This window comes from Blautia stercoris, assembly GCF_054657695.1.
Genome location: NZ_BAAHYF010000003.1, coordinates 154,494 through 174,167, shown reverse-complemented (window position 1 = coordinate 174,167; position 19,674 = coordinate 154,494). Strand labels below are relative to the sequence as shown.

At 47.8% G+C, this 19,674-nt stretch carries 25 protein-coding genes and 3 pseudogenes; 3 read left to right on the top strand and 25 right to left on the bottom strand.

Annotation, left to right across the window (positions count from 1 at the left end; translation table 11 throughout):
- Positions 1-54: 54 nt before the first annotated feature.
- Both ACYQ2D_RS16880 and ACYQ2D_RS16875 read right to left on the bottom strand, forming a co-directional pair.
- Entirely contained in the window at positions 55-1,725 is a 1,671-nt protein-coding gene (locus tag ACYQ2D_RS16880; RefSeq protein ID WP_459786304.1) for a recombinase family protein, read from the bottom strand.
- On the bottom strand, positions 1,726-1,923 hold the full coding sequence (locus ACYQ2D_RS16875) for a hypothetical protein (RefSeq protein ID WP_054328110.1): 198 nt from the start codon (positions 1,921-1,923) through the stop codon (positions 1,726-1,728).
- Between ACYQ2D_RS16875 and ACYQ2D_RS16870 the strand changes: the two genes are divergently transcribed.
- Positions 1,897-2,136, top strand: a complete 240-nt coding sequence (locus ACYQ2D_RS16870; protein ID WP_021682886.1) for a hypothetical protein — start codon at positions 1,897-1,899, stop codon at positions 2,134-2,136. The genes ACYQ2D_RS16875 and ACYQ2D_RS16870 overlap by 27 nt on opposite strands.
- A gap of 28 nt (positions 2,137-2,164) precedes the next feature.
- Here ACYQ2D_RS16870 and ACYQ2D_RS16865 read toward each other — a convergent pair.
- Positions 2,165-2,806, bottom strand: a pseudogene (locus ACYQ2D_RS16865) (VapE domain-containing protein); the annotation flags it as partial.
- 112 nt (positions 2,807-2,918) lie between these two features.
- Between ACYQ2D_RS16865 and ACYQ2D_RS16860 the strand changes: the two are divergent.
- On the top strand, positions 2,919-4,142 hold the full coding sequence (locus tag ACYQ2D_RS16860) for an IS256 family transposase (RefSeq protein WP_459785290.1): 1,224 nt from the start codon (positions 2,919-2,921) through the stop codon (positions 4,140-4,142).
- Between the two features lie 206 nt (positions 4,143-4,348).
- Here the strand turns inward: ACYQ2D_RS16860 and ACYQ2D_RS16855 are convergent.
- From ACYQ2D_RS16855 to ACYQ2D_RS16820, 8 genes and pseudogenes are all read right to left on the bottom strand, one after another.
- Positions 4,349-5,050 (bottom strand): annotated as a pseudogene (locus ACYQ2D_RS16855) (VapE domain-containing protein); the annotation flags it as partial.
- Entirely contained in the window at positions 5,019-5,663 is a 645-nt protein-coding gene (locus ACYQ2D_RS16850) for a CHC2 zinc finger domain-containing protein (protein WP_459786303.1), read from the bottom strand. The gene ACYQ2D_RS16850 and the pseudogene ACYQ2D_RS16855, both read right to left, overlap by 32 nt.
- Before the next feature lie 65 nt (positions 5,664-5,728).
- Positions 5,729-7,309 carry a MobQ family relaxase gene (gene mobQ / locus ACYQ2D_RS16845; RefSeq protein WP_118392446.1) on the bottom strand — a complete coding sequence of 527 codons (1,581 nt, stop codon included), beginning with the start codon at positions 7,307-7,309 and terminating at the stop codon, positions 5,729-5,731.
- Between the two features lie 186 nt (positions 7,310-7,495).
- Positions 7,496-8,014, bottom strand: a complete 519-nt coding sequence (locus ACYQ2D_RS16840) for a signal peptidase II (RefSeq protein WP_109258347.1) — start codon at positions 8,012-8,014, stop codon at positions 7,496-7,498.
- 31 nt (positions 8,015-8,045) lie between these two features.
- Positions 8,046-8,366, bottom strand: coding sequence for a TfoX/Sxy family protein (locus tag ACYQ2D_RS16835; RefSeq protein WP_109258346.1), 321 nt, complete (start codon positions 8,364-8,366; stop codon positions 8,046-8,048).
- A gap of 294 nt (positions 8,367-8,660) precedes the next feature.
- The gene (locus ACYQ2D_RS16830) at positions 8,661-8,957 is read right to left on the bottom strand and encodes a DUF3847 domain-containing protein (RefSeq protein WP_009323503.1); all 297 of its coding nucleotides are present in this window, start codon (positions 8,955-8,957) and stop codon (positions 8,661-8,663) included.
- Positions 8,950-9,291, bottom strand: a complete 342-nt coding sequence (locus tag ACYQ2D_RS16825; RefSeq protein ID WP_006873175.1) for a replication initiator protein A — start codon at positions 9,289-9,291, stop codon at positions 8,950-8,952. Before ACYQ2D_RS16825 ends, ACYQ2D_RS16830 begins: the two co-directional genes overlap by 8 nt.
- Positions 9,288-9,476: a hypothetical protein gene (locus ACYQ2D_RS16820; protein WP_003020302.1), complete on the bottom strand. Its 189-nt coding sequence runs from the start codon at positions 9,474-9,476 to the stop codon at positions 9,288-9,290. The genes ACYQ2D_RS16825 and ACYQ2D_RS16820 overlap by 4 nt, the downstream gene beginning before the upstream one ends.
- Positions 9,477-9,959: 483 nt before the next feature.
- On the opposite strand from ACYQ2D_RS16820, the gene ACYQ2D_RS16815 reads away from it, so the two are divergent.
- Entirely contained in the window at positions 9,960-10,766 is an 807-nt protein-coding gene (locus ACYQ2D_RS16815) for a helix-turn-helix domain-containing protein (protein ID WP_117534455.1), read from the top strand.
- A 93-nt stretch (positions 10,767-10,859) separates the two neighbouring features.
- Here ACYQ2D_RS16815 and ACYQ2D_RS16810 read toward each other — a convergent pair whose 3' ends face one another.
- The 14 genes and pseudogenes from ACYQ2D_RS16810 to ACYQ2D_RS16745 form a co-directional block, all read right to left on the bottom strand.
- Positions 10,860-11,165 carry a hypothetical protein gene (locus ACYQ2D_RS16810; protein WP_021425049.1) on the bottom strand — a complete coding sequence of 102 codons (306 nt, stop codon included), beginning with the start codon at positions 11,163-11,165 and terminating at the stop codon, positions 10,860-10,862.
- 53 nt (positions 11,166-11,218) lie between these two features.
- Entirely contained in the window at positions 11,219-11,632 is a 414-nt protein-coding gene (locus ACYQ2D_RS16805) for a DUF3795 domain-containing protein (RefSeq protein ID WP_117505909.1), read from the bottom strand.
- A gap of 55 nt (positions 11,633-11,687) precedes the next feature.
- The gene (locus ACYQ2D_RS16800; RefSeq protein ID WP_009274452.1) at positions 11,688-12,065 is read right to left on the bottom strand and encodes a TnpV protein; all 378 of its coding nucleotides are present in this window, start codon (positions 12,063-12,065) and stop codon (positions 11,688-11,690) included.
- Positions 12,025-12,297: a helix-turn-helix domain-containing protein gene (locus tag ACYQ2D_RS16795; protein WP_009274451.1), complete on the bottom strand. Its 273-nt coding sequence runs from the start codon at positions 12,295-12,297 to the stop codon at positions 12,025-12,027. Before ACYQ2D_RS16795 ends, ACYQ2D_RS16800 begins: the two co-directional genes overlap by 41 nt.
- Positions 12,298-12,458: 161 nt before the next feature.
- Positions 12,459-12,557: pseudogene (locus ACYQ2D_RS16790) on the bottom strand (Maff2 family mobile element protein); the annotation flags it as partial.
- Between the two features lie 21 nt (positions 12,558-12,578).
- Complete coding sequence (locus ACYQ2D_RS16785; protein WP_459786301.1) at positions 12,579-14,189, bottom strand: recombinase family protein; 1,611 nt, start codon at positions 14,187-14,189, stop codon at positions 12,579-12,581.
- A 134-nt stretch (positions 14,190-14,323) separates the two neighbouring features.
- On the bottom strand, positions 14,324-14,515 hold the full coding sequence (locus ACYQ2D_RS16780; RefSeq protein WP_005946147.1) for a transposon-encoded TnpW family protein: 192 nt from the start codon (positions 14,513-14,515) through the stop codon (positions 14,324-14,326).
- A gap of 12 nt (positions 14,516-14,527) precedes the next feature.
- Positions 14,528-15,367: an ATP-binding protein gene (locus tag ACYQ2D_RS16775; RefSeq protein WP_270249276.1), complete on the bottom strand. Its 840-nt coding sequence runs from the start codon at positions 15,365-15,367 to the stop codon at positions 14,528-14,530.
- The gene (locus ACYQ2D_RS16770; protein ID WP_270249279.1) at positions 15,364-16,104 is read right to left on the bottom strand and encodes a phage replisome organizer N-terminal domain-containing protein; all 741 of its coding nucleotides are present in this window, start codon (positions 16,102-16,104) and stop codon (positions 15,364-15,366) included. Before ACYQ2D_RS16770 ends, ACYQ2D_RS16775 begins: the two co-directional genes overlap by 4 nt.
- Positions 16,094-16,309, bottom strand: coding sequence for a hypothetical protein (locus tag ACYQ2D_RS16765; protein WP_270249281.1), 216 nt, complete (start codon positions 16,307-16,309; stop codon positions 16,094-16,096). Before ACYQ2D_RS16765 ends, ACYQ2D_RS16770 begins: the two co-directional genes overlap by 11 nt.
- A gap of 184 nt (positions 16,310-16,493) precedes the next feature.
- Positions 16,494-18,116 (bottom strand): relaxase/mobilization nuclease domain-containing protein, encoded by a 1,623-nt coding sequence (locus tag ACYQ2D_RS16760; RefSeq protein ID WP_459786299.1) that lies wholly within the window; start codon positions 18,114-18,116, stop codon positions 16,494-16,496.
- The gene (locus ACYQ2D_RS16755) at positions 18,088-18,486 is read right to left on the bottom strand and encodes a plasmid mobilization protein (RefSeq protein WP_459786298.1); all 399 of its coding nucleotides are present in this window, start codon (positions 18,484-18,486) and stop codon (positions 18,088-18,090) included. The genes ACYQ2D_RS16760 and ACYQ2D_RS16755 overlap by 29 nt, the downstream gene beginning before the upstream one ends.
- Positions 18,487-19,002: 516 nt before the next feature.
- Positions 19,003-19,203, bottom strand: coding sequence for a helix-turn-helix domain-containing protein (locus ACYQ2D_RS16750; protein WP_118300895.1), 201 nt, complete (start codon positions 19,201-19,203; stop codon positions 19,003-19,005).
- The gene (locus ACYQ2D_RS16745; protein ID WP_007054578.1) at positions 19,196-19,639 is read right to left on the bottom strand and encodes an RNA polymerase sigma factor; all 444 of its coding nucleotides are present in this window, start codon (positions 19,637-19,639) and stop codon (positions 19,196-19,198) included. The genes ACYQ2D_RS16750 and ACYQ2D_RS16745 overlap by 8 nt, the downstream gene beginning before the upstream one ends.
- Between the last annotated feature and the right edge of the window lie 35 nt (positions 19,640-19,674).

Below are 19,674 nucleotides of genomic sequence, written 5' to 3'. Positions count from 1 at the left end.
CGGCGTACAAAAATCTATATGGTGTTTTTAAGAGAACCGTCCCGGCAGGACAGGTCAGGCAGTGACCTGTTCCACCTCCGGGATGGGTTTGAGATTAAAATGAATTTCGATAGAAATGTGTCTTATTTTATCTTCGTCAATGCGCTCATGCACGACGATTTCTTTGATTAAGCGGTTAAGGGTGGCTGCGTCCAGCTCTGTGATGTTGGCGTATTCCTGAATGGCTTCCACCCATTGTTTTGCGTTATTGGCAAGCTGGACTTCATCGGACAGCCGCTTCCTGCCCTCTGACACTTTTGTTTTAAGCTCCGTCTGCTCGGTCTGTGTCTTTTCCAGCATGGTGTTGAAATTCTGCTCACTGATACGCCCTGCAATCATATCCTCATAAAGCCGCATTACCATTTTGTCCAGAACCTCAATCCGTTCCTCGTCCCTTGTAAGGGAGCGTTCCATTGCTTCTCGCTGTTCCCGCTGCTCTGCTTCACAGGTATTGGTCAGGCGGTCGGCAACCGCTTCCCCGTCCATCAGGGCAGTTCTGGCACATTCCCGGATTTTCCGCAGCACATGGCTGTAAAGGGTGTCATAATCAATCCGGTGCTGGGTGCAGTGGTTCTTTCCAAAGGCGTTGTAGGTCTTGCAGGAATAAATCCGCTGGGGATGTTTTGCGTTTGTGTAGCGTATCGTCAGCGACTTCCCACACTCGCCGCATTTTACCAGTCCGGCAAACAGGCTGATTTCATTGGTCTGTCCCGGACGCTGGCGGGATTTCAACTTATTCTGCACAATGTCAAAGCTCATGCTGTCAATCAGCGGTTCATGCTGTCCCTCCACCACAATCCAGTCCTCCGGCTTCTTTTCCCCAATCGTGCCGATTTTGAAACGGTAGTCTTTTTTCTGAGAAGCAATCGCCCCGGTGTAGACGGGATTCATCAAAAGGTCTTTGATAACGGAGAAGTCCCACATATACCGCCCGTTTTCCGGGTCTTTCTTTTCCCATTTGGTGCGGGTATTGCGAAGTCCCCGTTCCCGGTTCCACCATGTGGGACAGGGGATTTTTTCTTCTTCCAGCCGTCTGCGGATATAGTTCGGACCATGACCGTTCAGGGCATATCCGAAAATCAGCCGCACAATCGGGGCGGTTTCCTCGTCAATGAGCAGATGGTTTTTGTCCTCCGGGTCTTTCCGATACCCAAACGGGGCAAGACACCCGGTAAACTGTCCTTTCTGCGCTTTCAGAAGATAAGAGGAATGGACTTTCTTGGAAATATCCTTGCTGTACATCTCATTCAGGATATTCTTGAACGGGGCAATGTCGTTGTTATCTCGCAGGGTGTCGATACCGTCATTCATGGCGATATAGCGGACACCGTTTCTTGGGAAAAAGTCCTCAATCAAATGCCCGGTTTGCAGATAGTTACGCCCCAGTCGGCTGAGGTCTTTCGTGATGACAAGGTTGATCTGCCTGCGCTCAATGGCTCTCAACATTCTCTGTAAATCAGGACGCTCCATATTAAGACCTGTGAAGCCATCGTCCTGATAGACTGCCACAACCTCCCATCCCTGCTTTTCGCAGTATTTTTCCAGCATATCACGCTGGTTTGCGATACTGGCACTTTCGCCTTGCAGGTCATCGTCCTTTGACAGCCTGCAATAGACCGCCGCACGATAGCCCCCGGCAAGTGCCTTTCCGATTGTTCTGTATTCCATTTCGTTCATCATAGCCATTTACCCACACAATCCAGACGGTATCTGGCTCTTTTGAACCTCATCTTCATTATACTTCATATCTTTCTTTTTAGCAAGATATTCTTTTGTATTTGTTTTTCCGTATTTCTGGGAAATCAGGCTGACGAATACATCGGTTGCGTCAAGCTCCCCGTCAAACACAGTAGTCACATGAATCTCTGTTTTGTTTTTTGCCATAGGCAGTTATCCTCCATACATGAAAATAGCCAGACAGAGGGTGTCGGCAACGAAGTCCGGCAACGGGCTTCAAAAGACCTTGCAAACAATCTCAATCTGGCGATGGTTACTATTTATACTTTTCTTTTATTTTTCTGTTGTTTTGGTTGTTATAAGGGAGAAAAGCCCGGAAATAAGGGTTTTTCCCCGGCAACCGGCTCGGCAACGGGATAGCAACAGGGGGTGCAACGGGCTGTCATTTTCAGAATGGAAGCTCCATCTGTTCTGTGACCTCCACAAAACCGTCCATTGTTTTTTCAGACGGATTGCCGGAGTCCGTTGCCGGGTTTTCACGCTCCCAGCCCTTTTGCCTGCCATATTCGGAAAACATTCTTGGGTTTTGGAAGTACCGCCAGCCGGAAATGCACTGGTTCATAATCTCGTTGATTTCCCGGATTTCCCATTGCTTCGGCTCGTCAAAAGCATGGTTCAAGGCTTCCTTATAGAGCTGCTTGGAACAGACCATGCTCCCGGTGTACTTATCAAGATACGCCTGTATCATTCCGGCTTTGGTGTCCTCCGGCATAAAATCCCGCTGGTATTCTTTGAGATACCGCTGCATGGCGGGGCTGAAAGCCAGCTTGAACCTGCCGCTTCGGTAAATCTCCATCGCTTCCGCCCACATCTGCTCGATATAGGCTCTGGAAGCAGCTTCGTCCTCCAAAACGTGAACCTCGGCTTGCTCCGGGTACACCATGACGGGGATAAAGCGGCGGTTGCCGGAACGGTCAAGGGGCAGGAAGTCAAGGGCATTGGAAGTGCCGCCAAACACGCACTGACGGGGGCGGTCTGCCGGGTGGGTTTCATAGGGTATCTTGTAAACCTCTTTCTGTCGGCTTAAAAAGAGACTGTAAATAATTCTGTGTAAACTCCAAAAAAGAGTTCTATATCCTCTTGGATTGATGTTAAAATAAATATCAATTCAGGAGGATTTTTTTATGGCACGAAGAAGAAAAATGGACCCAGAACGTAAAGCATTTATCAGTAGTTTATTGGAGCACTATCAGCCGAAAGATGCTCAAGATATTCAGGAAATGTTGAAAGATTTATTGGGAGACACTTTACAAAGTATGTTGGAAGCGGAAATGGATGAGCATCTTGGTTACTCTAAGTATGACTACCAAAACAAAGAAACAGATGACAGCAGAAATGGATATAGTCCCAAAACAGTAACATCAACTATGGGAACAATAAATTTAGAGATTCCCAGAGATCGTCAAAGTACGTTTCAGCCAGAGATTGTAAAAAAGAACCAGACCGATATCTCAAATATCGAAGACCAAGTTTTGTCTATGTATGCAAAAGGAATGACAACGAGGGATATTTCTTCCCATTTGAGAGATGTTTACGGTGTAGAAGCATCCGCAGAAATGATTTCACACATGACAGACAGAATTCTGCCGATTGCAAAAGAATGGCAAAACCGTCCATTAGAACGGAAGTATGCGATTGTATTTATGGATGCCGTTCATTTTCATGTTCGAGAAGACAATCGTACGGTAAAAAAAGCCGTATATGTTGCGATTGGTGTAAAATTAAACGGAAAACGAGAAGTTCTTGGTATGTGGATTGGTGGAAATGAAAGTGCAAAGTACTGGCTTTCTGTACTTAACGAGATTAAGAATAGAGGAGTAGAAGACATTATGATTGTATCGGTTGATGGTTTGACCGGTTTTGGAGATGCAATTCAAGCTGTTTTTCCGCAGGCAGAAATTCAAAGATGCATAGTCCATCAAATCCGATACTCTACAAAATTTATCTCTTATAAAGATGTAAGACCTTTTATGACCGACTTAAAACTGGTGTATAAAGCAGATACGGAAGATTTAGCGCTTGTAGCACTAGACGATTTAGAAGAAAAATGGGGAAAGAAATATCCGGCATCCATAGCATCCTGGAGAAATAACTGGCCTCAGTTGTCAACCTATTTCAAATATCCTTGTGAAATCAGAAAGTTGATTTATACTACAAATTCGATTGAAAATTTCAATCGACAGTTACGAAAGGTGACAAAATCAAAAACCATTTTTCCGACAGATGATGCACTGTTTAAGATGCTGTATCTTGCTATGACAGATGCGACTAAAAAATGGACTGGAAAATCATGCGATTGGGGCCTTACCCTTGATCAGTTATGTATCTATTTTGGAGATAGAATCCAGCCGATAGACATTGAATAAGCACAAATACAGAAACCTGTAAAGGGAAAAATACACCCAATTTTATTGGGTGCCCTTGACATGTCTCTGTATTCATGCTAATAAATAGACAAGAGCTGAATAGCAAATGCTGCCATTCAGCCCAGTCACATAATAAATTTAATATCTTAAATCAATGATTTTTTCATCAATTCAAGAGGTTTACACAAAATAATTTACACTACCCTTAAAAACGACTTGATTTCCTCAATGCTCTTGGCGTTGGCGGTTGCCATCATTTCCGACATTTCGATAATCCAGTGACCTTGCAGCTTGCGGTACACATTGTCATCGTCCAGCTTCCGCAAATCATCGGAGAACCACTCGTCCCGGACTGCCAGCAGACGGAAGAAGGTGGACTTGCCAGCCCCCTGACCGCCTACCAGACAGAGCATGATTTCAAATTTGCACCCCGGCTGAAAGGCTCGTGAGATTGCGCCCAGCAGGAACAGCTTCAACGCTTCATAGGTGTAATCGTCTGCGTCAGCCCCCAGAAAGTGCCGCAGGCAGAAACGGATTCGCTCTGTCCCGTCCCACACAAGGGTATTGAGATAGTCCCGGATGGGATGGTACTTGTTTTCATTCGCCACAATCCCGATGGCGTTATCAATCTTCTTCTCATTGGTAAGCCCGTAGGTTTCTTCCAGATAGAGAAGCAGATACTTCATGTCCGTATCGTTCAGGGCGGTGCTTTCCCTGTGGAAGCCGATGGGCTTTATGATGTCCTTGCGGTCGGTCAGGATGTTGTATGCGATAGCCCCGGAAAGCAGCGGGTCACGCTGGAATACGGTCAGGCAGTTCCGTATGCTCTGACGGACACCGCCTTTCTCGGTAGTTTCCAGCCCCGCCTTGATTTCCTCAATGCTCTGGGACGGCTGCATGGCGTTCATGGTGTTTTTTAGTTCTTGCTGCGTTTGCGGCGGCAAGCTCTGCCATTCGCTTTTCAAGCTGTATCACATCCTTCCCGTAGTCCGTAATCAAAGCTGCTTTTTCCTCTGTCTCCCCAAAGAGCAGCACATCCAGCAGATATTCCACTTGGTCTTGCTTCTGTAAGGCTTCCACAAACCGTGGATGAAAGGCTTCCTCCGGGGAGTGCGGGGCATAATCCTTTCTCCATGCCCGAAGCAAGTGAAGATAATCGGCAAGAATACGGAAGCAGCGGCTCTTTGCTTCCTGAAACTGTTCCTCCTGGGATTTCTGCCGGGGCTTGGGCTTTTTTACCTTCCCCGGCGGTTTCCAGTCCTCATAGGAAAGCCCGAAGTCCTGTGCCAGCTGTACGGCGGCTTCTTTCTTTCCCAGCCCATACAGGGCGGCGGCAAAATCAATCACATCCCCATCCGCACCGCAGCCGAAGCAGTGGTAACGCCGATCCAGCTTCATGCTTGGGGTTTTATCGTTATGGAACGGGCAACAAGCCATCCCGTTCCGGCCTACACGGATTCCATAATGCTCCGCAGCCTGTCTTGTTGTGACGGACTGCTTCACAGCTTCAAATACATTCAAATCTATCCCTCCTTGAAAAAAAGAAAAGCACCTGACATTCTCAATCTGAAAATGGCAAGTGCCTGTTAAAGTTCCATATCCTGTTGTTTGTGTTTTGTCTGCACCGGGGCAGTTCTTTGTGCTTTTTTCTCGTCCGCCTTATCCTGCAAGACTTCTTTGAGGGGCTGCTTCTTGGGCGGCTCTTTGCTTTCTTCTGTGCCGGGGGTGGCTTTCCGTACCCAGTAGCGGATGTCCCGCAGCTTCTTCAAATCCTCCTGTACCTCGGTCAACGGTATTTTCAGGGCTGCAATTTCTTCCAGAAGCGTTTCCTGCTCCTCTTGCAGTTCCTTTTGGGTGCTGTCCTTATCGTCCGGGTGCTTGGCAAGGTAGGCGGTGGCTTTCGCATACCGGGCAACCTCCGGGTGTTCCTGTTTGAATTTTTCCTTTGTTTTCTTAAAAAATATCTTCTGGTACTTCTCATAGACAGCCTTACATTCTTTGCAGTCTGTCCGGCTGGCAAGAATCCCGTCAATCACTTTGCTTCGGGCTTCCTTTGGCTTCATCTGATTGCGGTAATCTGCGGCTGATTTCCCGGAGGATTCCAGAAATGCTTCTAAGTCCTCCACAGTGGAAAGCCCCTTTTGCCGGAGATAGGACAGGGCTTCGCTGACTGCCTTTAAGTCCTGTGAAGTCCCCCGGTTCTGTCCAGCCCTTGTCCAGTCCTTCCGTTCTTCCTTTCGTATCGCCATATACTTCATCAGCAGATTGGGAAGAAGTGTTGCTTCCTCCGCCGCCTTTTGTGCAAGCAGCTCTTTCCGTTTTTCGCCCAGCTCGGTAATCCAGCCTTTGAGGTTTTGGATAAGCTGCCGGATGGACTTCATCAGATTGTTGGCAGCTCTGATTTCCCGGTTCAGGTTTCCGATATTCGTCTGGATACCCCGCTTTTCCATCTGCCGGACAGCAGCTCCCTCATGGACAGTAGGGACTATATCAAGCCCCTGTCTGGCATAGGAACGCAAGTCCACACGCTCCGGGCGGTCATTGGCTTCCAGATAGCGGTTCTGGATGACCTCCCATTCATGCCGCCAGATTTCACAATACTTCTGGTCGTTCCAGTCAACCGTATCCTCCTTGTGGCTTTTCCATCTGCCGGACGGAAGTTTGATCCGTTCCCCATTCTCGTCAAGGTCATAAACCTTGCGGCTCTTGGGAAGCCATTTCCCATGTTCGTCCATTGCCCTCATAGTGAGCAGGACATGGGCGTGGGGATTGTGTCCCGGCGGATGGGGGTCATGGATTGCAAAATCAGCAATCATGCCTTTGGAAACAAACTGCTGCTCACAAAACTCCCGTACAAGGACAGCGTACTGGTCAGGCGGTATCTCTCTGGGGATGGTAAGCACCCACCGCCTTGCAAGCTGGGAGTTCCATTGTTTCTCCACCGCTTCGGCGGCGTTCCATAGGGTATTGCGGTCTGCATATTTCTGTGGGGCATTTGCCGGAAGAAGGATTTCATTGTGGACGATACCACGCTTTTCCGGGTAGTGCTTCACTTCCTGGTCGTATTCACAGAACAGCTTTTCGCCGCTCTGGTAGGCAGCGGCGGCAACCGCAGACTGCTGTTGGCTTCGCTGTACAATAGAAATTTCGTTGTGTGGACATGGCATTTTGTGTCCCTCCTTTCTATGCTTGGTGGATGGGGTGGAGTTTTACCACCTCATTTTTGGCAGAAAAAAAGCAGGAGATCTTTTTTAGATTTCCTGCTCGGTGTGCCGCTTTGTAGGTGGCGGGTATTTAGTTGTGAAAGTTCGGGACAAGTTGACCCGATGTATAAGAAATAATAAACCAGAAGTTTACAAGCTAAATTTGTTACAACAAAAATGTAAATACTCTTTAACCGATATTTCTTTGCTATTCAAAATTCCAATAACAACAAATATAACTTCTGCAACTGTAAGATAGCAGTCTTTCAAATCAAAAATAAAAAGGGTAGGTATCTGCAAAAAATCTAAACTTCCACCCCAAAACACCTTATCAATCAAGCTACATAAACATCCCGATATGCCACAAATCATTATCATTTTTACCCAAAAACTTGTATGTGCTCTTTTTGCCTGATATAGCATATATCCTGATAAAAAGAGGAACAAAACAAACACATTCAATAAAATGGTAACAAACGGACTTGATAATAATTCGAAGAAATTGCCAGCATAAGATAAACGAGTATTTAGTTCTGGATTAAATCTTAAAACTTTGGCTATTATATCAAATTCGTATTTCATAAATACTTTTGAAATTACTATTTTAACCATCTGGTCAATTAGAACCAATAATGCCACAGGTATAATAAACGGCTTAAACTTTTCCATCAGTAATACTTCCTCTCAAATTATTATTTTATTATTTCTTCTTTTTCGATTTAGGGGTAGGCAATTCTTCATACATAGCATTAAACAATCCTGTCAAAAACTCTTTATTATCAACTTCATCTACCAACAACATTTCTTTTGCTCCCTCGTAAGGTAACTCATACGAAACCGTTGGCATATAACTTATTGCTGATTTTACTGGTTTGACAAGTAATCTATCATCATAGATACCGCCTACAATCTTACCACAATAATAAATGACAAATTCGCCCATCATAGCTCGATAGGTAATTTCATTCAAGTCAGATAACTGACCTAAAATAAATTCTAAATATTCTTTGCTGGATGCCATAACTTTACCTCAATTTCTAAATTTATTACTGACTTCATTATACTTTATTGCTTATCGAAAAGATAGCATATTTTATGAAACTTGTCGGCTGGGAACAGCTTGCAACGCAAGGTGTCCCCAGATGGCAAGTCCACAAAAGGGTAGCTGGCGGCAGCCAGCGCAGGGGAAGCGTAGCGTCCCCTGTTTGATTTGGAGCAGACCATGACTGCGGAAAATCACAGCCCTCCGGCGAGGAGCCTTCGGAGAACGCAATGCACCAACCTCTGGGTGGTGTATAATTGCGCCCTTAGTAAACTAAGGGGTTTCCGGCTTCTTCCGTTCCAGCAGTTTTTTCAATAGTTCCTGCGTGTCCTGTCTGTGAAAAATGAGTTTCAACAACAGCATGATATCATCATCTGTCAGGCGTTCCGGCTCTTGCAGAAAACTTTCCAGCATACCGCCACGAGTACAGAGCCGGTGCGTCCGTTCCTTTCGGGTAAGCTGCTTCAACTGATGCTGCAATGCCTTTTCATCATTGATAGCTTTCCGCAGTTTCTTTTCGCTTTTCTCCAGCTCCCGGTTGAGCTTTTCAAGTTTTGAGCTATCAGGCAAGGGCAGCGTCCTCCTTTCCCGGTATCAGCACATAAATCCTGTTCGGCTCTCCAACGCCCTGACGCACCCGCATGATAAGTCCTGCGTTTTCCAGTTCATTCAAAGAACGCTTGACCGTCATAGGACTGCGGGACAGGACTGCGGCAATGGCTGTGACAGGGAAGCAGACAAACAGGATTCCGTTCTCGTCCTCCTGCCCTTTGGATAGCATAGCGTCCAGCATCCGGCAGTACATGACCTTTGCGGTGCTGCTGACTGGAAATCCTGTCAACGCTCTGGGAAATGGCATACAGGGCGGCAGTGGTGTGTCTATCGTCATAAATTCAAAATTCATTCGGTGTGTTCCTCCTTTTTCTTTGCTCGTTTGGATAAATAACGGGGGCAGTCAATCACAACCGCCCGGAAGCTCTGCTTGCACCCATGCTGGCATTTCCGGCATAATTCGTTGTAAGTGACACGCCCCCGGTCATTGAGGTAAAAGGAAAGCTCCTGTTTCCTCTTTTTGCTCATTCTCGGCATATTGCGCTTCCTCCCGTTTTTGTGTATGGTTTCGGGGCGATTTTCGGAAAAATTACAGCCATAGAGCCGCCTAAAATCTCCCGAAGTATCAGCGATAGGGTAGACTATCCCCCTATCAGATTGTCGTGTTTCGGTATCATTTCGGTGTCAGTTCGCCAGTTCTCCCCGGTGTCGTTCCTCCCCTGAATCTCACAGCGGCGTATCGCTCCCTTTGGTACGCTCGTTTCGGTCAGGGTTCCTCCACATCCCTGCCAAAAGTCATGGCACTACATCGCCGGGGAAGCATATCCCACACAGGCTGGTCATTCGATTGGAATAATCCATCGATGAACTACCTGTATCATAGAACATTTTTGTGCCCTGTGCCGTATGTCCACAAAGTAGGAATTAGGAGTAAAAATCAGAAATTTCCACGATTGCGGAAAGTGTGATATAATCCAGTTAAGCGGCAGCAATGAAACCGCCGGAAAGGAGTGTGCGCCCATGAAAGGAGCAACAAGCATACAGGAACGCCTTTGGGAACTCCGCAAGGACAAAGGCTTAAATCTGGAAGAACTATCAAAGCTGACGGGTATTTCCAAATCTGCTCTCGGAAGTTATGAAAAAGAGGATTTTAAGGAAATCAATCATGGCAACCTTATCACGCTGGCAGACTTCTATGGGGTTTCCGTTGATTATCTACTGTGCCGGACAGAGAACAGGGAGCAGATCAACACGTCATTGACGGAGCTGCATTTGAATGATGAGATGGTAGCACTTCTGAAAAGCAGTCGGATTAACAACCGTCTGCTCTGTGAGCTTGCCACACATAAAGATTTTATCAAGTTTCTTGCAGACATTGAGATTTATGTGGACGGGATTGCCACCATGCAGATTCAAAATCTCAATGCACTTGTCGATACCGTCCGGCATGAAATCATTGAACGGTATCGCCCCGGCGAAGATGACCCGCATTTGAAAGTGCTGCAAGCCGCCCATATCAGCGATGATGAGTATTTTAGTCACATGGTTCTGGATGACCTCAACCTCATTATCCGGGATATTCGGGAAGCCCACAAAAAGGACAGTGAGAGTGCACCCCAGACCACCGTTGCCGATGAACTGAAAGAAAATCTGGAAGCGGTCGAAAATTTCAAGGGCAGCCGGGATGAAAAGCTGGTTGTCCTTTACTGCAAGCAACTTGGTATCAACTATAAAAATCTGTCAGATGAAGAATTTCGCTGGCTCATTCGGATTCTCAAAAAATCAAAGAAAATGGGAACGCCTATCAGCCAAAGGAAAAAACGGTAAAGAAAAACCGCTGTTGCATGGTTTGTTAGCTTCCATGTAGCAGCGGTTTTTACTGTGGTTATTCAGTTGAAAATCAGAACGATAAACTGGGATTTACGAAAATCTTTTTTGAATCTTATACAGCCATATACTACAAATAACAGCTATAAATAATATAAATATAACTGCAATAGAAATAGCATAATCTTTCGGTAATATAACTGCAATCACTCCAGAGAACAAAAGACAAATTCCTATCAATAAAACAGGCTTTCCTAATGCTTTTGCATATCCTTTTCTGTCGTTTGTGGTTTCAAATACTTTGCCATGAACAGAAGAATAATTTCCTTTTAATAGAGAAAAACTAACAAATATGAGAAGAGCAGAACAGAACCACATCATTATACTAAAGCCTATCATAATATATCCCTCCATCAATTCTAATTTTCTTAGTTCTATAAACTGAAATTTTGTTATTTCATTTTTTCTTGACACTCGCTACATTCTTTATCGTGAATAGAAATAATGCCACCGCATTTAGGACAAGTATATTTTATTTTCTGCTGTTCCATGAAATGTTCCAAACCATGTCCTTGAACAAAACGGCTATTTTCTATAAGACTTGCTTGATACCGTTTATTATAGCTTTTTTCAAGATTTTTAATCAACTTACATGGATATTCAGCACATTCAAAACAATAGGATAACGATTTTCCTTTGATGCAATCCTTTATTTTGCATTTACGACAATGTTCTGGTTTCCCTTTATCACTATTCAAGCACCCAGAACAAGTTTTTTTATTGTAACAGTGCTTATAACAAACCTTACAATTCATTCCGCATGGGGCAAACATGCTTATATCAATTTTTTCTTTTGACATTTTCATAGTTGTTTACTCCTTTCAACAAATTCTTATTTGTCATAATCATTCTACCATACCGTTATGAATAAATCATCTCTTGCAAAATAATTTCTTCTGCCCGGTTGTGAATGTTATTGCAACGCCGCACCCATTCCATTTGTTGGGTTCGTTTCAATTCCTCGGTCACGCCCTCGGCATCTTTCATCTGCTCCATGATGGTGTCTAACCGTTCCTGTGCCTGTTCGTTCAGGTCTGCAAGGTATGTCCATAACTCCCCTGTCAAGGTCAAGGTGTTCAATTTGGCTGGGTGGACTTCTCTTAAATACTCCCGGTGCATCCGTCCGTACTTTCCGATAGGGCGGTGTTCCTCCGGCAGCTTCAAATCTGGGATATAGTAATCTCCGACAAGGATATAATCAATTCCGTTTTCCGTTATTCTTGGTTTCAATTCGCTCATGCTCCTTACCTCCTGTGGAAGCAGGCTCGTCTGATACTAACTCAATCACATCGGTAATCTCACAATTCAGCGTTTCGCAGATACGGGCTAATGTATCCATGCTGATGTGCTTTCCCTCTTTGCTCATGTTGGCAATCATATTCGTTGTCATACCAGCAGCAAGCCTTAAATCTTCTTTTCTCATATCACGCTCTAACAGTGTATGCCAGAGTGGTTTATAGCTGATGTGCATATTGCTTTCCCGCCTTCCTATCCATACCACCGGGGCGGCTGCCCCGGCAGGAACTTTTCTCTTATTATAGCACTAATCTTGTGAAATCACAATTTATTCTTGTGGACTGCCGCTGATACCGTCTGGATTGTGCTTTTCCTTTCTTTTTGTTCCCTTTAATTAGCCATGAACTGCTTGATTCCCTGGGACTTTGCTGATGTGTGGTAAAGAAGTAATAGAAGTGTAAAAAATTTTGCCGTTCCTATCCGGCACTTGCGCATTGTGTCGGATAGGTCGGGCGGTTATTCGGGCAAGTCCACCTTGCCAACAAAAGAATAATAAATCTCAATGTCCTGTCTGCGGGTCTTGTTCTCGTCATAGCTGCACTCATGCACAACGATTTTCTCTACAAACTCCCGCAGCAGAGTAGGGGTAAGTTCTTCAAAGCTGGTATGCCGCCGGACAACATTCATAAACTTTTCTGCGTTCACGGTGGCTTCCTGTGCTTTGGAAAGCTCCGCTTGGATAGCAGCGGCTCTTTCTTTCAGCTCCCGTTGTTCTGCTTCATAGTCTGCCGACAGTTCTGTGAAACGCTCGTCTGATATGCGCCCGGTCACGCTGTCCTCATACAGCCGCTTGAAGATAGCGGATAACTCGGCTATGCGTTTCTCGGCGGCTTCCAGCTCCTTTTTCTTGGCGGCGTTCCTGCGCTTGCCCCCGTCCTCGTTCTGCTCAATCAAGAGCTTCATAAACCGGGCTTCATGCTTTGCCGCATAGCTGGTCACTTTCCGCAGATTGGAGAGTACACCAGCGGTCAAAAGGTCGGTGCGGATAAAGTGCGCCGTACAGTCATGGGTGCGTTTCTTGTAGTTGCCGCAGATATAACAGTCCTGCTTGCGCTTGTCCGTCTGGTATCGCTGCTGATACATGACGCTGCCGCAGTCTGCACAGAACAGTATACCGGAGAACAAGCCCACTTCATCATAGCGGTTGGGGCGTTTACGCTGCTTGCGTAGCTCCTGCACCCGTTCCCATGTCTGAGTGTCTATGATAGGCTCGTGGTGGTTCTCAAAAATCACTTGCTTTTCCGGGGGATTTTCTACACTGTGCTTGACTTTGTAAGAAAGTTTTTCTGTCTTGAAATTTACCAGACAGCCTGTGTATTCCCGGTTTTCAAGGATATGCACTACGGTATTAGTCGCCCACTTGCACTCATAGCCGGGGTGGTAGCGGCGGGTGCTGCCCGTCCTGCGGTATTCCAGCGTCCCCGGCGTGGGGATCTGCTGCTCTGTGAGCATACGGGCTATCTTGGTCGGACCATTCCCGGCAAGGCAGAGGTTGTATATCTGCTTGACTACGGGTGCAGCTTCCTCGTCAATAATGAAATTTTCGTCCTCGTCCATGAGGTAACCATACACAGGCTTGCTTGTGATGGGCTTGCCACTCATGCCTTTTGAGCGTTTTACTGCTTTGATTTTCTTGCTCGTATCTCTCACCAGCCATTCGTTAAAGATATTCCGCAGCGGGGCAAAATCATTGTCGCCCTGTGCGCTGTCCACTCCGTCATTGATAGCGATGAAGCGGACACCTTTCTGTGGGAAAATCATTTCCGTGTACATTCCCACTTGCAGGTAGTTTCGCCCTAACCTCGACATATCCTTTACGATAACTGTCCCGACTTTTCCGGCTTCAATGTCCGCAAGCATGGCTTGAAAACCGGGTCTTTGAAAGTTCGCACCAGAATAACCGTCGTCCGTGTACCAGCGCAGATTGGAAAAGCCGTTCTGCTTTGCATAGGTTTCAAGGATACGCTTCTGATTGGAAATGGAATTGCTTTCGCCTTGCAGCTCGTCCTCATGGGAAAGTCTTGGGTAAAGGGCGGTAATTGGTTGTTGGGTGGTCTGTCTTAACATAAAATCCTCCGTTTCCGACAGCCAGCCCCACTATTCCGTATTTCGATTATACCACATGGGGCGGCTGTCTGTATAGCGGCTTCTGCTTCTTTACCGCCCGGTAAAATGACGATTTTTCTGTGCGGCTTGTAGCGTTAGGGCGAAAGCTGGGCTTTGTGTCCTGCGGCGGCTTCCGCCTCCAGCACTTTCATCATCTTATCGGCTGCGGTGTCGGTGGTATCTTTTTTGAAAAAGCCGGAAACGACAAGGACGGTGTTGCCCATGCGGATCTCTGTCACGCAGTCCGGGCGGCGTTCCGGGGTGGTGTTCTGCTTGTTCTCTGCCATAGGCAACTCCTTTCATTTCATCAATTCTTTTAGTCTGTTCAGCTTGGCTTGCGCCGTTTCACGGCGGAAGTTCTCTCCCGTAAAGAGGATAGGGGCGCACATTTCCAAAAGGCGGTCATAAATCCGGGCATGGGCGGTGTCCAGCGGATTTTGCAGGCTGTCCAATGTCAGATTGGTGGTAACGATTAAGGGCTTGCGGCTGCGGCAGCGGCTGTCAATCACATTGTAGACCTGTTCTAAACCGTACTCTGTGCCGCGCTCCATTCCAAAATCATCAATGATAAGCAGAGGAAAACGGCAAAGACGCTCGATATACTCGTTGCGCCCCTCAAAGCTGGCGGTCAGGTCATTCAAAATCGCAGAGAAGTTCGTCATGCGGACAGCGACTTCCTGCTCCATGAGGGCATTAGCGATACACCCGGCAAAATAGCTTTTTCCTGTGCCGACCTTGCCCCATAGCAGATAGCCGATATTTTCCTCGCGCATGATTTCCCAATGATCCACATAGAAGTGTGCAATCTCCATTTGCGGGCATTTCCCGTTGTCGTTGGCGAAAGTCCATTCCTGCATGGTAGGATTGGTAAATCCCCGGTGTTTCAAGTCCTCCACGGTGTCAAGGTGCTTTCTGCGCTGTTCGGCGGCTTCACGCTCCAAACGCTGGGCTTTCTGGCAGTCACATTCTGCCGAGTGGCGGTCACGCCCAAACAGGGCGGCTTGCTTTTCCGGGAAGTAGGCTTCTTTCGGGGTGTGGCACTTGCCACAGTAAAGCAGCCCGTCCTCGCCCGTGTAGTCCTCCGGGTGCGGGGTATCAGCCGCCATATTCAAAACTCGTTCCGTAAACAGATTGCTCATAAGCTCTCGCCCTCCTTGCAGGTATATTCGGGTATGCCCTGTTTCGGGGCAGCCTTTGCGGTATCGTCTGCCGCCCATCTGTGGATAGTGGCGGCGTGGTTTTTGTATTTCTTGCCTGTGGACGCAATATAGCCGGAAAGCCGCTCAATGTAGTACGCCCATTTTTCGGGCAGCTCCGCTTGCAGTTCGGAAAGCTCCGTATCGGTCAGAAATACATTCTCATATCTGCCGTAGCTGTGGGCGGGGGCTTGTCCCTTTAACTCTCCCTCTTTTTCTAACTCTATATCTATCTCTTTCTTTATCTCTATCTCTGGTGGACGAATGTCGGACAAATGTCCGCCATTTGTCCGCGGCGGCAAAAGTGCCTTATTTTCAAGCCTTGCGGCGCGTTTCCGTTCCGCTTCGGTAGAGGATTGACCGATCATCAGCTCGATGTCGGTCATATAAAGCAGCCCGCAGTCAAGCTGCTCCACAAGCCCTAACTGCTGGAAGATGGCTAATGCCCGTTCCACCGTCCCGATTTGGTGACGGGTCAGCGTGGCTATCATCTGGGCGGTATAGGGGATATGCTCGTCAAGCTGCAATCTGCCGCCATTTTTCAGCGATTTTAAGTACAGCTTCAAGAGGATATTGGAATACAAAATCCCGTCTTTCATGTCCTCCAACAGCACAATGGAATCGCTGTCGAAGAAGTTTTCTTTCAGTTTGAGGTAGTAATATTTGCGGTTATCTGCCATTGGCGGTGTCCTCCCTGTGTTTCCATCTCTTAGAGAAATACCGGGGGCAGAGGACGATAATCGCCCGGAAGCTCTGCTTGCAGCCGTGTGTGCAGCCCCGGCAAAGGTCGTTGTATGTGATACGGTCGCAGGTGGTATTCCCGACTTTCACTTGCCGCAGGAAAAAAGACCATTCCAGCCGCCGTTTCTTGTTCATTCTTGGCATGGGTGCGCTCCTTTCTGCCGTTTCCGCTGGTGTGGCGGTATCGGCGGTAATTCTGTATCATCTCGGTATCATTTTCGGGGTTTTTCTGCCCTGTAAGCCCGTTAAAAAATCCTTTGGTATTGGGGATAGGGTACGGGGCAGCCCCCTTGTTCTGTATGGGTTCGGGTACATTTGGGGGTGGTTTTTATCGCTCCTGTTCCTGCCTTTTCACAGGCTTGCGCTCCCGGCGTAAAATCTGGTCGATATTGCCCTTGACGGTCTGTAAGCGGCGGTATTCCTCCCGTTTTGTCCGGTAATCGTTGTAGCCGCTGTTTTTCTCTTTGATAAGGGTTTCAATCTCTGCTTGCAGGGCTTTATAGCTTGGCAGCTTGGAAATGCCGTTCTCCCTAAAATAACGGGCGGCTGCGTCTGCTATGATAAAGTCGCTTTCGTGCTTCTGACGGTAGGCTGCTTTTGCTTTGGCGTTTTTCTGCTGTTTCAGCCCGTCCCGGACAGGGCGGGTCTTGGAATAGGCAAGCACCTGCCGTTGCAGCTCCTTTTTCCCGTTCAGCGTCTTTTCCACCTGCTTCAGCTCTGTAAGGCTTTCCTGCATAGCGGCATAGGCGGCAGAACAGGCTTCGTCCAGTTCCTCCGGGGAAGAAAAGCCGTACTGCTGGTAGGCGGTAACGGTAGCTGCCATTTGCTTTAGGTTGTGCTTTGCCGCCCAGCGGTCATAGCCCACGCCCTTGCCCTCGGCTCGCTTGGCTTCCCGGTCAACCATGCGCTGCAAGGTGTTGTCTGCCGGGGTGGTTTTTGCAGCTTTTTCCCCTTGTGACAGCTTTTTAACTGCGGCAGGGTATTCGGGTATGGCTTTGGTCTGTTCGGCGGCTCTGCGGGCGTTCTGCGTGAGCAGGGCAAGGACAGTAGCCTTGTCAAAATCGTCCCCCAGCTTCCGGGCTGTGATAGGCTTTGTCCTGTCTGGCGTGAGGTAGGAAAGACGCCCCCGGCTCTCCTTGACGGTCACGCCCTCCCGCAGCAAAAGAGAAGAAAACTCGTCAAAGCTGGCGGCTTGGGAAAGTGCCTGCCGTATCGTCCGGCGCAGCTTCGCCTTGTCCGTTTCAAACTTGGTGGGCTTGGTCGGCTGTCCTGCGGCTTCTCTGGCGGCGTTCTCTTTATCAAGGGCAAGCTGCCCTTTCTTTGCCGCCCAGTATTCCCGTTCGGTTATCCGTTCCTTGCTGCCGTTCAAGAGGTCGATTTGGTAAAGCCCCTCCCGGTGGCACATCTCCATGACTTCACTCTTGAAATATTCCATAGCGGCGTTGGTGCAGCGGTGCTTGCAGCCCTCCCTTGTGTCGGCTGGTCTGTCCATGTAGGGCAGAAGCGGGACTTCATAAATCCGCAGGGAGTTGATGACGATATGCACATGGATATTGCCGCTGTGGTTATGCCCATCCGGGTGGGTGCAGATTAGGGCTTGGTGTCCGGGAAAATGCTCCTTGCAGAACTGCTCGCCCAGCTCCTGCGCCCGGTCTACGGTCAAGCCGTTGTCTGTCCCGTCCCGTGGGTCAAAGCTGATGATATAGTGGTGGCTTTTCACATCTTCCCGTTTTTGGTTTTTCTCATAGCGGAGATTGGCTCGCATACAGGCAACAGCGAAATCCTCGCCCCCGCAGTTGAGGGAAGAAATGCGGTAATCCTCCCTCGGTATCAGCCGCCCGTTTTCATCAAGGGTGGGCTTCATGGTAAACTCGTCATGCTCAAATGTGAGATAGGCTTCCGCTGTGCCATAGTCAGCATTTTTAGAGCTGATATGTTTGAATGTTGCCAACAGCGTCACCCACTTTCTGCAAGACTTCAAACTTTAGGGCAGCAAGGTCGGAAACCGCCGCCCGTACCTCCCCGGCAAGCTGCGGGTAGGGGCTGTGCCACTCGTTCAGCGTCCAGGCTATCTGGTTTAAGTTGCCGCCGATCCTGCCGTATTCGGCGGTCAGCTTCCCAACAGCGGCAAGCAGCTCATCATTGACAGGAGAAACGGTTATGATGGGGCGTATGGCTGCCCCGGTTATGGCTTGCCGGATAAACTCGGCTTGGCTCATGTGGTAGGCAGAAATCCTTTCCGCAAACTCGGTGTATTCTTCCTCGGTCATGCGTGTCTTGACTACCCGGCTGCGGTGGGGCGTGTTATATCGTTTTTGCATGGTAAAAACCTCCTTTCGGCTGCCGCATGGCTGCGGCGGGATAAGCGGCGTAAGCCGCATAAGCAGGGTTTGGGGAAGGCACTCCCCAACAAGATTCCCGCAGGGGCAAAATGAGCGAAAAGCGAATTTTGGCACCTCGGTAGAATCTTGCTCTAAGAAACTGCCGGACTGCCGTTCACTTGCTACTGCCACTTTTTCGGGAAATCTATAACCAGCTTTTTTATAAAAGGCTGCGGGCGGCGTTCTCCCCTTACTCCCTACAACACCGCAAAAAGCAAAAATGACGGACTTTCCGGCAAGAACTTTTCCTGCGGCGTGGTCTTTCCCGACAATAAGGCGTTTTGGAAACTGTGTTTTGCTCGCCGTCTGAAAAAAACGGCAATCTTTTTTGGCTTCACTGTCTAATACGGAACATTTGGAAATTTGCCAAAAATGGGCGCAAAAAAAGCAGCAAATCTTTTTCGGATTTACTGCTTCATGTGCCGCTGCGGGGCGGCGGGATATTCAGTTTTTATGTTATCGGTCAAGCCGAAACTTGAACAGGCTTTCAATCAGCTTTGTTCTGATGTAGTCCTCCATATCAGAGTTATAATAACCGTTCATGTTGGAGAAGTAGCGGATATATCCAGCGTATCGGTCAAGGACGGCTTGTATCGCTATGGGGTCGCCCTCATGTGCCTTTATGATAGTGTCATAGGGGAGAAGTCGGTTACTCATGGGACAACACCTCCATTTCCTCTTTCAGCCGCTTCAAGGCAAGCTGAATATGCCGCCCGATTGTGCTGCGTGTCCAGCCGCTTTGTTCTCCGATTTCTTTCTGTGTCAAGTGCTGGAAGTAATATAAAAAGATTTCCTCTTGTGTCTGTTCCGGCAGCCCGGCAAGAGCCGCCGCAAGGGAACAGCTATCTAAAAATATCGTCTGCCCCCGGACAGAAAACAGATAAGTTTCGCCATAGTCCGGCACTTGAAAATACTCGTCTGTGGTGCTTAGTGGGACAAACTTTTCTTCGGTCAAATATTCAAGAGAGATTTCCCGTCTCCACCTCGCCGCCAGCATACGGGCAGCGTCAAAGGACGCATGGCGAATAACAATCCGGCAATAGGTATCATGGGTATAGCGGATATGTTCTTGATAGGCTTCCTGTTCGGTCATGGAAAATCCCCCTTTCTTCAATTATGGGAAAGGGC

Bases quoted from the DNA above. Each gene is read 5' to 3' on its own strand.
- ACYQ2D_RS16810 (WP_021425049.1), bottom strand. From the start codon at position 11,165: ATGATAGGCTTTAGTATAATGATGTGGTTCTGTTCTGCTCTTCTCATA.
- ACYQ2D_RS16880 (WP_459786304.1), bottom strand. From the start codon at position 1,725: ATGGCTATGATGAACGAAATGGAATACAGAACAATCGGAAAGGCACTT.
- ACYQ2D_RS16765 (WP_270249281.1), bottom strand. From the start codon at position 16,309: ATGCCAAGAATGAACAAGAAACGGCGGCTGGAATGGTCTTTTTTCCTG.
- ACYQ2D_RS16840 (WP_109258347.1), bottom strand. From the start codon at position 8,014: ATGGAAAAGTTTAAGCCGTTTATTATACCTGTGGCATTATTGGTTCTA.
- ACYQ2D_RS16875 (WP_054328110.1), bottom strand. From the start codon at position 1,923: ATGGCAAAAAACAAAACAGAGATTCATGTGACTACTGTGTTTGACGGG.
- ACYQ2D_RS16775 (WP_270249276.1), bottom strand. From the start codon at position 15,367: ATGAGCAATCTGTTTACGGAACGAGTTTTGAATATGGCGGCTGATACC.
- ACYQ2D_RS16820 (WP_003020302.1), bottom strand. From the start codon at position 9,476: ATGCCGAGAATGAGCAAAAAGAGGAAACAGGAGCTTTCCTTTTACCTC.
- mobQ (WP_118392446.1), bottom strand. From the start codon at position 7,309: ATGCCATGTCCACACAACGAAATTTCTATTGTACAGCGAAGCCAACAG.
- ACYQ2D_RS16785 (WP_459786301.1), bottom strand. From the start codon at position 14,189: ATGTTAAGACAGACCACCCAACAACCAATTACCGCCCTTTACCCAAGA.
- ACYQ2D_RS16825 (WP_006873175.1), bottom strand. From the start codon at position 9,291: ATGAATTTTGAATTTATGACGATAGACACACCACTGCCGCCCTGTATG.
- ACYQ2D_RS16770 (WP_270249279.1), bottom strand. From the start codon at position 16,104: ATGGCAGATAACCGCAAATATTACTACCTCAAACTGAAAGAAAACTTC.
- ACYQ2D_RS16780 (WP_005946147.1), bottom strand. From the start codon at position 14,515: ATGGCAGAGAACAAGCAGAACACCACCCCGGAACGCCGCCCGGACTGC.
- ACYQ2D_RS16750 (WP_118300895.1), bottom strand. From the start codon at position 19,203: ATGAGTAACCGACTTCTCCCCTATGACACTATCATAAAGGCACATGAG.
- ACYQ2D_RS16745 (WP_007054578.1), bottom strand. From the start codon at position 19,639: ATGACCGAACAGGAAGCCTATCAAGAACATATCCGCTATACCCATGAT.
- ACYQ2D_RS16835 (WP_109258346.1), bottom strand. From the start codon at position 8,366: ATGGCATCCAGCAAAGAATATTTAGAATTTATTTTAGGTCAGTTATCT.
- ACYQ2D_RS16805 (WP_117505909.1), bottom strand. From the start codon at position 11,632: ATGAAAATGTCAAAAGAAAAAATTGATATAAGCATGTTTGCCCCATGC.
- ACYQ2D_RS16815 (WP_117534455.1), top strand. From the start codon at position 9,960: ATGAAAGGAGCAACAAGCATACAGGAACGCCTTTGGGAACTCCGCAAG.
- ACYQ2D_RS16795 (WP_009274451.1), bottom strand. From the start codon at position 12,297: ATGCACATCAGCTATAAACCACTCTGGCATACACTGTTAGAGCGTGAT.
- ACYQ2D_RS16800 (WP_009274452.1), bottom strand. From the start codon at position 12,065: ATGAGCGAATTGAAACCAAGAATAACGGAAAACGGAATTGATTATATC.
- ACYQ2D_RS16860 (WP_459785290.1), top strand. From the start codon at position 2,919: ATGGACCCAGAACGTAAAGCATTTATCAGTAGTTTATTGGAGCACTAT.
- ACYQ2D_RS16870 (WP_021682886.1), top strand. From the start codon at position 1,897: ATGAATCTCTGTTTTGTTTTTTGCCATAGGCAGTTATCCTCCATACAT.
- ACYQ2D_RS16755 (WP_459786298.1), bottom strand. From the start codon at position 18,486: ATGCAAAAACGATATAACACGCCCCACCGCAGCCGGGTAGTCAAGACA.